At 61.4% G+C, this 13,202-nt stretch carries 11 protein-coding genes; 1 reads left to right on the forward strand and 10 read right to left on the reverse strand.

The annotated features are described in order from the left end of the window. Positions 1-565: 565 nt before the first annotated feature. From CGS25_RS16225 to CGS25_RS16270, 10 genes are all read right to left on the reverse strand, one after another. On the reverse strand, positions 566-1,732 hold the full coding sequence (locus tag CGS25_RS16225) for an ABC transporter substrate-binding protein (protein WP_101676104.1): 1,167 nt from the start codon (positions 1,730-1,732) through the stop codon (positions 566-568). A gap of 116 nt (positions 1,733-1,848) precedes the next feature. After that, positions 1,849-2,556, reverse strand: a complete 708-nt coding sequence (locus CGS25_RS16230) for an ABC transporter ATP-binding protein (protein ID WP_089031690.1) — start codon at positions 2,554-2,556, stop codon at positions 1,849-1,851. Further along, positions 2,543-3,310, reverse strand: coding sequence for an ABC transporter ATP-binding protein (locus tag CGS25_RS16235; protein WP_089034464.1), 768 nt, complete (start codon positions 3,308-3,310; stop codon positions 2,543-2,545). Before CGS25_RS16235 ends, CGS25_RS16230 begins: the two co-directional genes overlap by 14 nt. Continuing rightward, complete coding sequence (locus CGS25_RS16240; RefSeq protein ID WP_089031689.1) at positions 3,303-4,343, reverse strand: branched-chain amino acid ABC transporter permease; 1,041 nt, start codon at positions 4,341-4,343, stop codon at positions 3,303-3,305. The genes CGS25_RS16235 and CGS25_RS16240 overlap by 8 nt, the downstream gene beginning before the upstream one ends. Continuing rightward, the gene (locus CGS25_RS16245; protein ID WP_089031688.1) at positions 4,343-5,206 is read right to left on the reverse strand and encodes a branched-chain amino acid ABC transporter permease; all 864 of its coding nucleotides are present in this window, start codon (positions 5,204-5,206) and stop codon (positions 4,343-4,345) included. Before CGS25_RS16245 ends, CGS25_RS16240 begins: the two co-directional genes overlap by 1 nt. A gap of 382 nt (positions 5,207-5,588) precedes the next feature. Then, positions 5,589-7,265, reverse strand: a complete 1,677-nt coding sequence (locus tag CGS25_RS16250; protein WP_089031687.1) for a long-chain fatty acid--CoA ligase — start codon at positions 7,263-7,265, stop codon at positions 5,589-5,591. A gap of 696 nt (positions 7,266-7,961) precedes the next feature. Continuing rightward, positions 7,962-8,756, reverse strand: a complete 795-nt coding sequence (gene surE / locus CGS25_RS16255) for a 5'/3'-nucleotidase SurE (protein ID WP_089031686.1) — start codon at positions 8,754-8,756, stop codon at positions 7,962-7,964. 169 nt (positions 8,757-8,925) lie between these two features. Beyond that, a complete protein-coding gene (locus tag CGS25_RS16260) occupies positions 8,926-9,981 on the reverse strand; it encodes a phosphotransferase family protein (RefSeq protein ID WP_089031685.1) in 1,056 nt (351 codons plus the stop codon). Positions 9,982-10,079: 98 nt separating this feature from the next. Continuing rightward, positions 10,080-10,844, reverse strand: coding sequence for an SDR family NAD(P)-dependent oxidoreductase (locus CGS25_RS16265; RefSeq protein WP_089031684.1), 765 nt, complete (start codon positions 10,842-10,844; stop codon positions 10,080-10,082). A 259-nt stretch (positions 10,845-11,103) separates the two neighbouring features. Continuing rightward, positions 11,104-11,739 (reverse strand): TetR family transcriptional regulator, encoded by a 636-nt coding sequence (locus CGS25_RS16270; RefSeq protein ID WP_089031683.1) that lies wholly within the window; start codon positions 11,737-11,739, stop codon positions 11,104-11,106. A 187-nt stretch (positions 11,740-11,926) separates the two neighbouring features. On the opposite strand from CGS25_RS16270, the gene CGS25_RS16275 reads away from it, so the two are divergent. Then, a complete protein-coding gene (locus CGS25_RS16275; RefSeq protein ID WP_101676105.1) occupies positions 11,927-13,192 on the forward strand; it encodes an efflux RND transporter periplasmic adaptor subunit in 1,266 nt (421 codons plus the stop codon). Positions 13,193-13,202 lie beyond the last annotated feature (10 nt).

Raw genomic sequence — 13,202 nt, forward strand, 5'->3', positions numbered from 1 at the left:
TGTGGGAGCGGCCCCCGACCGCGAACCGAGCCGAAGGCGAGGCGGACCTAACAGCGCCGATTCGCGGTCAAGGACCGCTCCCACAAAAGACCCCGCCAATCCGGCACAAGCCCCGCTACAGAGCCGCTGTGGGAGCGGTCCCCGACCGCGAACCGAGCCGAAAGCGAGGCGGACCTAACAGCGCCGATTCGCGGTCAAGGACCGCTCCCACAAAAGACCCCGCCAATCCGGAACGAGCCCCGCTACAGCGCCGCTGTGGGAGCGGTCCCCGACCTCGAACCGAGCCGAAAGCGAGGCGGACCTGGCGGTGCCGATTCGCGGTCAAGGACCGCTCCCACAAAAGACCCCGCCAATCCGGAACGAGCCCCGCTACAACGCCGCTGTGGGAGCGGTCCCCGATCGCGAACCGAGCCGAAGGCGAGGCGGACCTGGCAGCGCCGATTCGCGGTCAATCAAACCCCGGCGCGAGCCCTGTTCCCTTCATCCCGTTTCCTGCTCCCTGCTCCCCCATCAAGCCCCAAAAAAAAGGGCACCCGAAGGCACCCTTTTCCTATCCGACTGACGGTTACTTCTTCAGTTCGGACATGCGGTGCAGAACCACTTTGCCGTCTTTGACCTCGGCGATTTGCGGATCGGCGTTCAGGTCGCCCTGAGCGGAGATCTCGTGCACGTCGTAGGGGTTGAACTCGCCGGGCAGCTTGTTGAGCGCGGCGGGGATGGCGGCGCGGATCTTGGCGGCGTCATCAACGCTGCCGGCTTCCTGCATGGCCTGGGCGATCAGGTGCAGCGCGAAGTAGTTGTAGGCGGTTTCGGAAGTGGCCACGTTTTTGTGGTCCTTCTTGTACTTCTCTACAAACTGAGTCGCGCCTTTGGTGTCGTAATCGGCCAGCGGAACCACGCCCACGGAGCCTTCCAGGGATTCAATACCGCCGGAAACCTTGGCGACTTCGTCGATCTTGGCCTGGTCCATCAGGATGAAACCACCCTTGAAGCCCAGTTCGCGGGCCTGACGGGCCACCAGACCGGTGGGCTCGGAGGCGCCACCAATGAACATGACGTCCGGGTTGGCGGACAGCGCCTTGCTCACGCCGGTGTAGAAGTCGGCGGACTTGTTGTAGTCCATCGCGTTGTTGGAAACCACTTCACCACCGAGCTTTTCCCAGGCCGGAACGAATTCCTTGGTCCAGTATTTGGCGTAGTCGTGGGTGGCGTTGGCCACCGCCAGTTTCTTGCCGAAACGCTCCATGGTGATCTTGGAGAACGGCTCGATGTAGTCGGTGAAGTTGGGCGGGATCTTAACGGTGAGCTTGTTGCCCTTGGCGGTTACCGCCGGCACCGAGGTGTAGGACATGACGATAAAGCCGTCACGCTCGTTGAACGCCTGCAGCGCGAAGGTGCCGCCGGAGTGCGGGGTAAAGATCACCGGTGACTTGTACTGCTGCACCAGACGCTTGCCGTTCACGGCCGCCTGGCTGGGCGAGTATTTGTCGTCCAGGCTCACCAGGTTAATGGTGTAGGTCTCGCCGTCGACTTTGAAGCCGCCAGCGTCGTTGATGTCCTTGGCGGCCATTTTCAGGCCTTCAAGGGTGTTTTCACCGTACAGCGCGGCGCCGCCGCTGAGCGGGCCGGTGAAACCGATGGTGACTTCTTCGGCGGCCTGCGCGGCACCGCTGATCGTCAGGGCAATGGCGCTGGCCGCGGCCAGACGTCGGAACGTTTTCATCAGGGTCATGGATACTCTCCCACTTGTTGTTGTTCGAACCAGTTGTAATAAATCAACTATCGACGGATAAGGAAACATCTTGAACATATCGTTGGTCCGTTTCCTCATTTTTTTCTCTTTTCGGGTCAAGCGCCGATGTAGGCCTTGCGCACCGCTTCGTTGCCGAGCATGGCGTCACGGTCGCCTTCCATCACCAGGCGACCGTTTTCGATCACGTAGGCGCGGGTGGCGATTTTCAGGGCAGCGAAGGCGTTCTGCTCGGCGAGCAGCACCGTGGTGCCTTCCTTATTGATTGCCTGAACCGCCTCGAACACCTGCTTGACCACCAACGGCGCCAGACCCAGCGACGGCTCATCCAGCATCAGCAGCTTGGGCCGGCCCATCAGGGCACGGCCGATGGCCACCATCTGTTGCTGGCCACCACTGAGGGAACCGGCGGCCTCGTCCTTCTTCTCTTGGAGAATCGGAAACATCTCCATGACGTGGCCAAGGGTCTTTTTCATGCCGGCTTTGTCGCGGCGGTGCACATAACCGCCCAACATCAGGTTCTTCATCACCGACATTTCGGGAAACAGCTTGCGGCCCTCCGGGCACTGCACCACCCCGGCTTCCACCAGCGACGACGGTTTCTTGCCGGTCACGTCCAACCCGTTCAAGGACACCTTGCCGGCGGAGGGCTTAAGCAACCCGCTGATGGTGTTGAACAGGGTGGTCTTACCGGCGCCATTGGCGCCCAGCAGCACCACCAGTTCGCCCGGCGCCACCTGCATGGACACGCTGTCCAGCGCCTTGAAGCTGTCGTATTTGGCGTCGACGTTTTCAAGCTTCAACATCTTGATCGCTCCCCAGGTAGGCTTCGATAACCACCGGATCGTTCTTGATCTGATCGGGGGTGCCTTCGGCGATTTTCTCGCCGTGGTCCAGCACCAGGATCTTGTCCGCCAGACTCATGATCATGTCCATCTTGTGCTCGATCAGACAAACGGTGATGCCGTGATCCACCATCTTGCGGATCAGCGCCGCCAGATTCACGGTCTCTTCCGGGTTGATACCGCCGGCGGGCTCGTCCAGCAGCACCAGTTCCGGGTCGGTGGCCATGGCCAGGGCAAAGGCGACCCGCTTGCGCTCTTCCTGGCTGATGTCGGCGATGTAGCGATCAGCGATGTGGCTCAGGCCGACGAAATCCAGGGTTTCCCGGGCCTTGGCGCGGCATTTCTCTTCTTCCACGCGCAGGCGCTTGGAGTTGATGATGACGTCCCACAGGCGCGATTGGGTGCGCAGGCGGTGGCCAACGATCAGGTTGTCCAGCACCGTGGATTTGTCGAACAACATGGTGGTCTGGAAGGTCCGCGCCACGCCCAGGCGGGCGATGCGGTCCGGGGCCAGGCCGGTGATGTCGACACCGTTGAACTCGATGCTGCCCTCGGTGGGCGGCATGGCACCGGCGACCAGGTTGAAGAAGGTGGTCTTGCCGGCGCCGTTGGGGCCGATGATGGCGTTGATCTGGTTAGCGGGGAATTCCACGCTGACATTGTTGACCGCCGCCAGACCGCCAAACCGTTTGGTCAGATTATTGATCTTAAGCATTGTTGCCGGCCTCCCGGTTCTTGTCGTCCTGGTCGTCCTCGGTGACCCGGGACAGGGTTTTGTGCGCCGGCGAACGGCGCGCCGCGCGACGACCGCGCCAGGACAGGAACGAGCCGATAATGCCCATCGGGAAGAAAATCACCAGCAGCACCAGCAGCGGACCGAACACGATCATGCGGTACTCTTCCAGCGACTGCAGGAACTGGGTCAGCCACATGATGATCAGGGTGCCCAACAGCGGCCCCATCAGGGTGCCGATACCGCCTACCAGCATGTAGGTGATCAGATCGAAAGTGTGCTGGATTTCCGCCTCGGCGGGGCCGATAAAACGCACCACGCCGGCGTACAGGCCACCGGCGCCGGCGGCGTAGACGGTGGAAAGCACGAACGCCAGCACCTTGTTGCGCATCAGGTTGATGCCCAACGATTGCGCCAGATCGTCGCTGGTGCGGATGGCGCGGAAAGTGCGGCCCACCAGCGAGTTGGAAATGCGGCTGCACAGCCAGATCGCCAGTACCAGGAAGAACAGCACCAGGTAATAGAAGGGAATGGTTTCGGTGAAATCGATCAGCCCGAAGCCTTCCGGCGGCGTGATGTTAATGATGCCCAGGGAACCGTGGGTGACTTCTTCCCATTTATCCAGCAGCAGGTAAATGATGTAACCCACGCACAGGGTAAAGATGGCGAAATAGTGTTCCTTGAGGCGCAGCGACACCACGCCCACCAGGAAGCCAAACACCGCGCCGGCGACCATCGAGGCCACGAAAGCGGGCCAAAATGCCCAGCCGTGATCGACGGTCAGGATCGCCACCACATAGGCGCCAATGGCGAAGAAGCCACCGTGGGCCAGGTTCAACTGGCCGCAATAGCCGGTGATGATGTTGAAGCCGTAGGCGGCGATGGCCCAGATAAACGCCAAAGCCATGACATAGATCTGGTACTCGTCGCCAGCGACGAACGGAAACACCAGCGCCAGCGCGATCAGCAGGATCTTCATGGCGGGGCTGACGAGAAACTCAACCAGGCGATTCATCAGCGCACCCCCTTGGTGAACAGGCCGGTGGGTTTAACCGAGAGGATAAACACCAACAAAGCGAAGGCGATCAGGTCCTTATAGGTGCCGGAAATGTAGAAACCGCCAAGCGCTTCCGCGAACCCGATGATCAGCGCACCAATGATGGCGCCAGGGATGCTGCCCATGCCGCCGAGAATAATGATCACGAACGCCTTGGTCAGCAGCAGGTGCCCCATCGCCGGGTACACCAGGTTGATCGGCGCGAACAGGCTGGCGGCCACGGCAGCCAGGCCACCGGCAATGGCGAACGTCATCATCGCCACCCGGTTGGCGTTAATGCCGACCAGGAACGCCCCTTCGCGGTTCTGAGCCATGGCGACGATGGTCGAGCCGGTCATGGTTTTCTTCAGATACAGGTGCAGCAGCCCCATCAGGCTGAACGCGGCGACGATGATCAGCAGACGCTGGGCGGGCAGCGTGATGTCACCGAAGTGCAGGATCGAGGTGTAAGGCGTGGGCATGCGGCGGAAATCCGCGCCCCAGTGCATCTGCACCACCGCCTCCAGAAACAACATCACGCCGATGGCGGCGATCTTGTCGTGGATCGGCGGTGCGTGCCGCAACGGGTGAAAAATAAGGCGTTCGCAAAGAACGGAAATCAACGCCACCACACCGGCGGCGGCGATCATGGCAACCCAATAGTTGAGCCCCATATCCACCATCACGAAATAGGATATGTAAGCCCCCACCATATAGAGCGCGCCATGGGCAAAGTTGGGAACGTGCAAAATGCCATACACCAAGGTCAGACCCAGGGCCACGAGCCCATAGATACTGCCCAGGGTGAGGCCATTGAGCACTTGCTGGAAAAACAGGTCCAAGGCTGAGCCTCCTGTAGTTGTTATGAGCCAGCCCACCGAACAGCGATGAACGACCCATGAAAAACGGACCAGGGTCCCATCCACGGCAGCCGGCCGCCGTGAGGTCCGTTTTCTTTCTGCGTTGTTATAAAAAGGCGCCCAAAGCGGGGCGCCCAGTGCTCTCCCGAACGTCTATACAGAACGTTTCAGAGTGGGAGACGCTAACAGTGGCGACCATTAGCGTCAATATGCGAAATAACATTCCATTTTTTGGACTTTATCTGGCCTCAAATGACCGGAAACGCCCCATAAGAATGGCAAACGAGTCGGACCTCGGAGACCGGGGCGGACGCCGAATAACGATGCACCCGATCAGCGCCCACCCTTGCCTCCACGGCCACCTTCAGGCCTGCTTCTCTTGCTCGGCCCACTCCTGCTCCTGCATCGCCCGCCACATCACCTTGCCGGTGGGCGAACGGGGCAGCTCATCGCGAAACTCGACGATCTGCGGGACTTTATAGGCGGCCATCTGCTCTTTGCACCAGTCGATGATGTCCTGCTCGGAGACCTTCCCTTTCTCGCTGCTGGTCAGCACCACACAGGCTTTCACGGTCTCGCCACGGCGCTCGTGGGGCGAGGAGATCACACAGCTTTCCTGGATCGCCGGATGCCGGTACATAAGGCTTTCGACCTCAGCGGGCCAAACCTTGAATCCGGAGGCGTTGATCATGCGCTTGACGCGATCGACGATGAAGAAATAGCCCTCTTCGTCGTAGTAGCCCATGTCGCCGGTGCGGAAGAAGCTTTTGCCGTCGATCTCGATGAAGGCTTTCTTGGTTTCCATCGGCCGGTTCCAGTAGCCCTGGAAGATCTGCGGCCCATGGGAGACGATCTCCCCGACTTCGCCCACGCCCATCTCTTTACCGCTGTCCACGTCGACAATACGGGAATCGACATCGAACACGGGGATGCCCAGACACTGTTTCTTGGGCTTGTCGGACGGATTGATGTGGGTGGCGGCGATGGTTTCGGACAGGCCATAACCCTCGATGTAACGCAGCCCGGTCAGCTTGAACAGCTTGTCGGACACCGCTTCCGGCATGGCCGCGCCGCCACCGCCGATGTTCTTCAGGCTGGAGAGATCAAACGATTCCACATCCGGGTCGGAGAGCAGGTCAATCGCCATGGTGACGATGTTGGTCCAGCTGGTGACCCGGTAGCGGCCGATCAGCTTGGCGGCGGTGCGGCGGTCCCAGCGGGTCATCAGCACAATGCAGGAGCCCATGTAGATCGGGCCGTTCATGGCGCCCTGCATGCCGGTAACGTGGAAGTAAGGCAGGGTCGACAGGGTCACCCCTTCACGGCCGCCGCCGCTGCGCCATTCGGCGCCGTGCACGCAGGTGGCCATCACCGAACGATGGGTATGCATGCAGCCCTTGGGCGCGCCGGTGGTGCCGGAGCTGTAGGGAAACACCGCCAGGTCATCCGGGCCCACCAGCAGCTCGCCCGGCGCGTGGCCGGCATTGAGGGCGTCGTTCCAGGCGATCACGCCCTTGCCGGACACCGGCTCGGCCGGGGCCTGCACTTCCGCGGGCAGAGTCAGGTCGGTGTCGCTGGCGATGTAGTCGCTGTAAGCGGCCACGATCACATGTTCCAAGCGCTCATGGCCGATCAGCGTTTCGATCTGGGAGAACACTTCCTGGCTGCACAGGCAAACGCCGGCCTGGGTATCTTCCAGATAGTGCTCCAATTCCGCTGTGCGGTTCATCGGATTGATAGGCACAACAATCGCGTTGGCGCGCAGAATCGCGTAATAGCCGATGATGAACTGGGGCGCGTTCTGCATAAACAGCAAAACGCGGTCACCCCGCTCCACGCCGAGATGCTGAAGCTCACCGGCCAGAGCATCGACCTGGCGCTTCAATTCGCCGTAGGTAATCGGCTGATCGTAGTAAATGATCGCGTTCTGATCCGGATAGCGCAGCGCGGAAATATCCAGGTTGCTATAGAGGCTGGTTTCCGGAAGCGTCAGCTGATGGGGCAACCCCTCCGGCCAGACGGCAAAATGCCGATCAAACATGCCTTTACTCTCCCTTATTAGCGTTAGGGCGTGCCCTGGTTAGTCGCGTCGGTTAGCGTCGGAGGCGACCAGAGCCGCTTTATTGCGCCCCGTGGCGCAGACCGCCACCGCGAGTGGGCGCTGGTGAAAACACAAACACAAAGAAGGAGGCCACGCCGAAGCCCCGCTCCGGCCTGTCTCCAGGGGTTTATCCAGGGAACCAAAGCGACCGTCAGTGAGGCGACGCTGCGGGGCCGCAGGTTCGGCGGTCAATCTGACACGGCACCCGGAGAGCGTCAATACTATTTCGGAATATGGTTTCATTTCCGACGGATCCCGGCGCGCAGCCGGGATCGGCGGTGAAATCGCGGAGACGATGCCCTGACACTACCCCATCCGGGCGGCTTTGCATTGTATAAAACAGCCGCGCTCGCCGGAGCGGGAAGTTGGGTAAAGCCGATTCAGGATTCAGGTGCAGGATACAGCGCGGAAGGGGCGCGGTGTACGAGAGACCGTGCCCGCGTTGCGACACTGGCAAAGAGCAGGCCCAGCCAGCGCCCTGCTTTGATTTTCATGTGAGAGCGGCCCTGACCGCGAATGGCGCTATTAAGCCCGCCTCGCCTTACAGGCTCGGTTCGCGGTCAAGGACCGCTCCCACAGCGGCGTTGTAGCAGGGTTTGGTCTTATTCTGAACACTGAAAACCGATCACCTCCTCCCTACAACCGCAGCTCACCCGCCTGGAAGCCGCTGTCGGCGAGGTTGTCGTCGCATCGGGACGGATGCAGCGGCATGACCGAGACATAGCCGTCGCGCAGGGCCACCACGTCGGATTGCGGGTCGGTGATGGCGCTCGGGTCGCGCTCGAACGACAACCAGCGGTAGGGCAGACCACGGCCGTCCGTGCCGGCCACCAGGCGCGGGCCGACAATACCGCCGCCAATCTGCCGGGTGATGCGGCCGCCGTGGATCTGCTCGATGGGCAGTTCCGGATAATTGATGTTCCAGCAGGCTCGGCTGTAGCCGGTGCGATCGGCGCCCTGCTCCCACAAATCGCGAATCAGACCCGCGGAATAATGACGGGTGGGGGTGAAGTCCACTTGGTCGCGATCGCGGAAGGCCTGGCTCAGGGCGATGCCGGGCAGCCCCAGGTGGGCGGCCGCCAGCACCGCGCCCACGGTGCCGGAATACATCACCGAATCGCTCAGGTTGGCGCCGCAGTTGACGCCGGAGAGCACCAGATCCGGCGCCGATTCGGAGAACCATTCCGCCATCGCGAACATCACGCAATCCGCTGGCGTGCCAGACACCGCGAAGCGACGCTCGCCATGGTGATAGGCGCGCAGCGGCGTGTGCAGGGAAATGCCCTGCCCGACCCCGCTCTGATCGTGCTCCGGCGCCACCACCCAGACTTCGTCGGCCAGCTCCGCGGCGATTTGTTCAGCGATCAACAGCCCCGGCGCGGCAATGCCGTCATCGTTGGTCAGCAGGATTTTGCGGAAGGGTTTGGACATGATGATTCTCTCGATTCGTTTCTAGCGTCATGGATGTTATGAGTTGAACGTTACAAGTTAAAAGTTGAAAGGGCGGCTTCGGTGCGGCGTTTGTGCGTGGACACCGCGATCAATGGGGCTGCCCACTGGGCTCGCGTTTCAACTTTCAACCTTCAACTTTCAACTGGCTCTATTTATACGCCCTGGCGATCTGCCAGCCGCGTTCGGCCATCAGGCCGGCGCGTTTGCCCACTTCCAGGGCGTCGCGGTTGCTGGCGTTGCCCTGCAAGGCGCGGGCGTATACGCCTTGCAGAATGGCGGCGGTGCGGAACAGGGCGAAGGCCAGGTAGACCGGCCAATCGCTGATGCCGTCCCGGCCACTGCCGAGGCAATAACGTTCCAGCAGGCTGCGCTCGTCCGGGATGCCGCGCGCCGACAGGTCCAGGCCGTCGAGCCCGCGCACGCCCTGAATGCCGTGGGGCAAATGAAACGGCAGGCAATAGTAGGCCAGGTCGGCGAGCGGGTGGCCGATGGTGGCCAGCTCCCAATCCAGCACCGCCACTACTCGGGCGGAATCCCGTGCCACCAACAAATTGCCCAGCCGGTAGTCGCCGTGGGCGATGGCGGCGGAATCCTCGGCGGGAATGTGCTCTTGCAGCCAGTCGATCAGATTGTCCATGGCTGGCAGCTGGTCGGTTTGCGAGGCCTGGTACTGGGCGCTCCAGCGCTTCACCTGACGCGCCACGTAGCCCTGCGGGCGGCCAAAATCACCGAGGCCGGCGGCCTGATAATCCACCCGGTGGAGCTTCGCCAGGGTGTCGACACTGGAATGGTAGAGATCGGCGCGCTGCTCTTTGGGCAACGCCTCCAACTGCGGGTGGCTGTAGACCCGGCCGGGCACGAAATCCATTACGTAAAAGCTGGTGCCGACCACGTCCTCGTCGTCGCTGAACAAGCGCATTCGCGGCACCGGCACGTCGCTGTGCTCGCCGAGCGCCTTCATGACCCGGAATTCGCGGTCCACCTGATGGGCGGAAGGCAGCACCTTGCCCGGCGGCTTCTTGCGCAGCACGTAACGGCGCTCGCCGCTCTCCAGCAAATAGGTGGGATTGGACTGGCCACCCTGGAATTGCCGCACCTTGAGCGGGCCATCGAGCAGATCTTCCCGCCCCAGACAGTCCGCCAAACGCCCCTCATCAATGCGGTGCGCCTCCAGAACGGGCACCAGCTCCGGCTGACCTTCCATAAGAACCTCGAACACAAGTTTAAAGTGGAAAGTTAAAAGTTGAAGGACAGACTGGTCTTTGCCCCTTTCAACTTTTCACTTTCTTCTTTCAACTTTGTTTAACAAATCGTCTCGCCACCGTCGGCGACGATGGTCTGGCCGGTGACATAGCCACTGGCGGCGCTGGCCAGGAACAGGGCCACGCCGGCGATGTCCACCGGCTCACCGATGCGGCGCACCGGGGTGCGCTCTTCGGCGCGCTGCCGGCGGACCGGATCGTCGGTCAGTGCCTTGGCGAAATCGGTGCGCACCAGGCCGGGGGCGATGCTGTTGACGCGAATGTTGCGCGGGCCCCACTCCACCGCCAGGTTGCGGGCCAGCGCCGCCTCGGCGGCCTTGGACACACCGTAGGCGCCAATCACCGTATTGCCACGCAGACCGGCGATGCTGGAAATAATGATCACGTTACCGCCGCCGACTTTGTCCATCTCGGGCAGTACCCGGTTGCACAGCCAGAAGGTGCCCTTGGCGTTGGTGTCCATGATTTTGTCCCAGGCCTCGTCGGTGAGCTCGGCGGTGGGGCCATAGACCGGGTTGGTGGCGGCGTTGCACACCAGAATGTCGATGCGGCCGAACGCGGCCAGCGTCTCGTCGACCAGGTTCATCAAATCGTCTTTGTTGCCCACGTTGCAGGGCACGGCGATGGCTTCATGGCCTTCCGCCTTGATCGCCTCGCACACTTGGTGACACGGCTCCGGTTTACGGCTGGAAATCACTACCTTGGCGCCGGCGCGGGCCATTTCCTCGGCGATCGCCTTGCCAATACCCTTGGTGGACCCGGTGATCAATGCCACTTTACCGGTCAGGTCGAAAAGTCTGCTCATTTTTTTTCTCCTTCGGAGAGCGACAAGCTTCAGGCCGAGACCAATCAGCTTGTGGCTTGTGGCTTGTCGCTGGCTATCGTTTTCCAGAAACGCTGCATCGTAGTAAGGTCGGCGTTGCCGTTGTCGGCAATGCGCATACGACGCGCACGGGCGGAACATTACGCCGTGCGAGGGGTCAAGGAATGTGCCATGACCGGCGGGTCGCGTCAATTATCTGGAATCCGATTCCGCAATTGCGCCGAACCCGCGCGAAGTGCCGTCAGGGGCCGGCGATCGAGGGACAATGAGTCAGCGAGTTGATGTAACAATCGACGAAATTCGCCGCCTCCGCCTGTAAATCAAAGGCCTCGGGCAGCAACAGCCAGACATACAGCAGGCCGGTCATTTGCACATGCAACTGCACCACGGCGCGCTCGATGTCCAGGGACGCCGGCAACTGCCCCCGGGCAATGGCATTGCGGAAGGTGCGCCGGGTGCGCTCGGAGCCGTCCAGGAAGGCCTCTCTCTGACGCTCCATCAGCGGGTCGGTTTCGGCGGTGAATTCGCACTTGTGGAACATGATTTCGAACACACGACGGCGCCCCGGATCGAGCACCGTCTGGCACAGCACATAGATCATGGCTTCACGAAACTTTCCCAGCGGGTCGGTTTCATTAGGGTCTTCGGCCCGATTGGCCATCGATTCCATGGGCAGCCGCTGGCGCTCGAACATGGCAGCGAAGACATCGTGCTTGTTCTTGAAGTGCCAATAGATGGCACCACGGGTTACGCCAGCCTCTTTGGCGATGTCATTCAGCGAGGTGCGCGATACGCCCTTGTCATGAAAAACGCGCTCGGCGGCGTCGATAATCCGTTCGCGGGTTTCTTGCGCCTCGGCCTTGGTTCTTCGCACCATAGGCGGCTCCTGTGGAAAAACGGTAGAAATACGGTAACGGCAATGGTTGTTTTACTATACATACGTTTCTGAATGTATGTATACTGATTTATTCTCGTTCGCTGGCCGCCGAGGGTACCGGCCCCGCCCTTTTCAGGGTCCGCCAGACGTTATTAACCCATTGATACTAAAGAAGACCGAGGTCTCCATGCGCACAGGTTCGGTTCGTTTCCCACTGATGATACTGATGATGACGGCCCTGGCGGCCTGCGGCAAAGAGCAACCCCAGGCGGGCGCTGGCGGTGCCCCCGAAGCCGGCTTTATCACCGTCAAGGCGGAGCCCTTCACTCTGGTCACCGAATTGCCCGGGCGCACCACCGCCCACCAGATCGCCGAGGTCCGGCCGCAAGTCAACGGCATTATCGAGGAGCGCTTGTTCAAGGAAGGCGAGGAAGTGAAAGCCGGCGAGGCGCTCTACAAAATCGACGACAGCCTTTATAAGTCCGATCTGGAAAGCGCCAAGGCCAACCTGGCCTCGGCCCAGGCAACGCTCAAGTCGGTGAAATTGCGCGCTGAACGCTTCGGCAAACTGATCAAGAGCAACGCGGTCAGCCAGCAGGAAGTGGACGAAGCGCAAGCCGCCTACGGTGAAAGCCGCGCCCAGGTGCAAGCCGCCCAGGCCGCCGTGGACACCGCCCGCATCAACCTCGGCTACACCACCATCAAGGCGCCGATCAATGGCCGCATTGGCCGTTCCGCGGTCACCGCCGGGGCGCTGGTCACCGCCAATCAGTCGGTGGCGCTGTCCACGATTCGCGAGCTGGACCCCATCTACGTGGATCTGACCCAGTCGTTCAGTACCTTGCGCGAACTGCGCTCGGCGATGGAAGCCGGCAAGCTGCAAAAACTCGGCGACGACAAAGCCCGAGTGACCCTGGTGATGGAAGACGGCACCGAGTACAAACAGCCCGGCAGCCTGCAGTTTTCCGAGTATTCAGTGGACGAAACCACCGGCTCGGTGACCTTACGGGCGTTGTTCCCGAACCCGGATGGCGATCTGCTGCCCGGCCAGTTCGTGCGCGCCCGCCTGCCGCAGGGCGAACGCCAGAACGCCATTCTGGTGCCGCAGAAAGGCATCACCCGCGAGCCCAGTGGTGATGCGTCGGCGCTGGTGATCGGCGCGGACAACAAGGTCGAGAAGCGGCAGGTCACCACCGAACGGACGGTGGGCAATCAATGGCTGGTCAGCGACGGTTTGAACGCCGGCGACAAGCTGATCGTGGACGGTTTACAGAAACTCGCCCCCGGCGCGCAGGTGAAACCGGTGCAAATGGACGAAGAGAAAGTTACCGCGCCCAAGGGCGAGCCCAAGGACGCCGAAGGCGAAGATGTGGCCCCCGAGGACGCGCAACAAAACGGTAACGGCCAATCTCAACAGGGCGCGCAGTCCGGTGCCGGTAACGGCGCGGCGTAACGGGGAGCAT

Source organism: Alloalcanivorax mobilis (genome assembly GCF_002864685.1).
Taxonomy (GTDB): domain Bacteria; phylum Pseudomonadota; class Gammaproteobacteria; order Pseudomonadales; family Alcanivoracaceae; genus Alloalcanivorax; species Alloalcanivorax mobilis.

Excerpts from the sequence above, each read along its gene's own strand:
- CGS25_RS16225 (WP_101676104.1), bottom strand. The coding sequence starts at position 1,732 with ATGACCCTGATGAAAACGTTCCGACGTCTGGCCGCGGCCAGCGCCATT.
- CGS25_RS16230 (WP_089031690.1), bottom strand. The coding sequence starts at position 2,556 with ATGTTGAAGCTTGAAAACGTCGACGCCAAATACGACAGCTTCAAGGCG.
- CGS25_RS16235 (WP_089034464.1), bottom strand. The coding sequence starts at position 3,310 with ATGCTTAAGATCAATAATCTGACCAAACGGTTTGGCGGTCTGGCGGCG.
- CGS25_RS16240 (WP_089031689.1), bottom strand. The coding sequence starts at position 4,343 with ATGAATCGCCTGGTTGAGTTTCTCGTCAGCCCCGCCATGAAGATCCTG.
- CGS25_RS16250 (WP_089031687.1), bottom strand. The coding sequence starts at position 7,265 with ATGTTTGATCGGCATTTTGCCGTCTGGCCGGAGGGGTTGCCCCATCAG.
- surE (WP_089031686.1), bottom strand. The coding sequence starts at position 8,756 with ATGTCCAAACCCTTCCGCAAAATCCTGCTGACCAACGATGACGGCATT.
- CGS25_RS16260 (WP_089031685.1), bottom strand. The coding sequence starts at position 9,981 with ATGGAAGGTCAGCCGGAGCTGGTGCCCGTTCTGGAGGCGCACCGCATT.
- CGS25_RS16265 (WP_089031684.1), bottom strand. The coding sequence starts at position 10,844 with ATGAGCAGACTTTTCGACCTGACCGGTAAAGTGGCATTGATCACCGGG.
- CGS25_RS16270 (WP_089031683.1), bottom strand. The coding sequence starts at position 11,739 with ATGGTGCGAAGAACCAAGGCCGAGGCGCAAGAAACCCGCGAACGGATT.
- CGS25_RS16275 (WP_101676105.1), top strand. The coding sequence starts at position 11,927 with ATGCGCACAGGTTCGGTTCGTTTCCCACTGATGATACTGATGATGACG.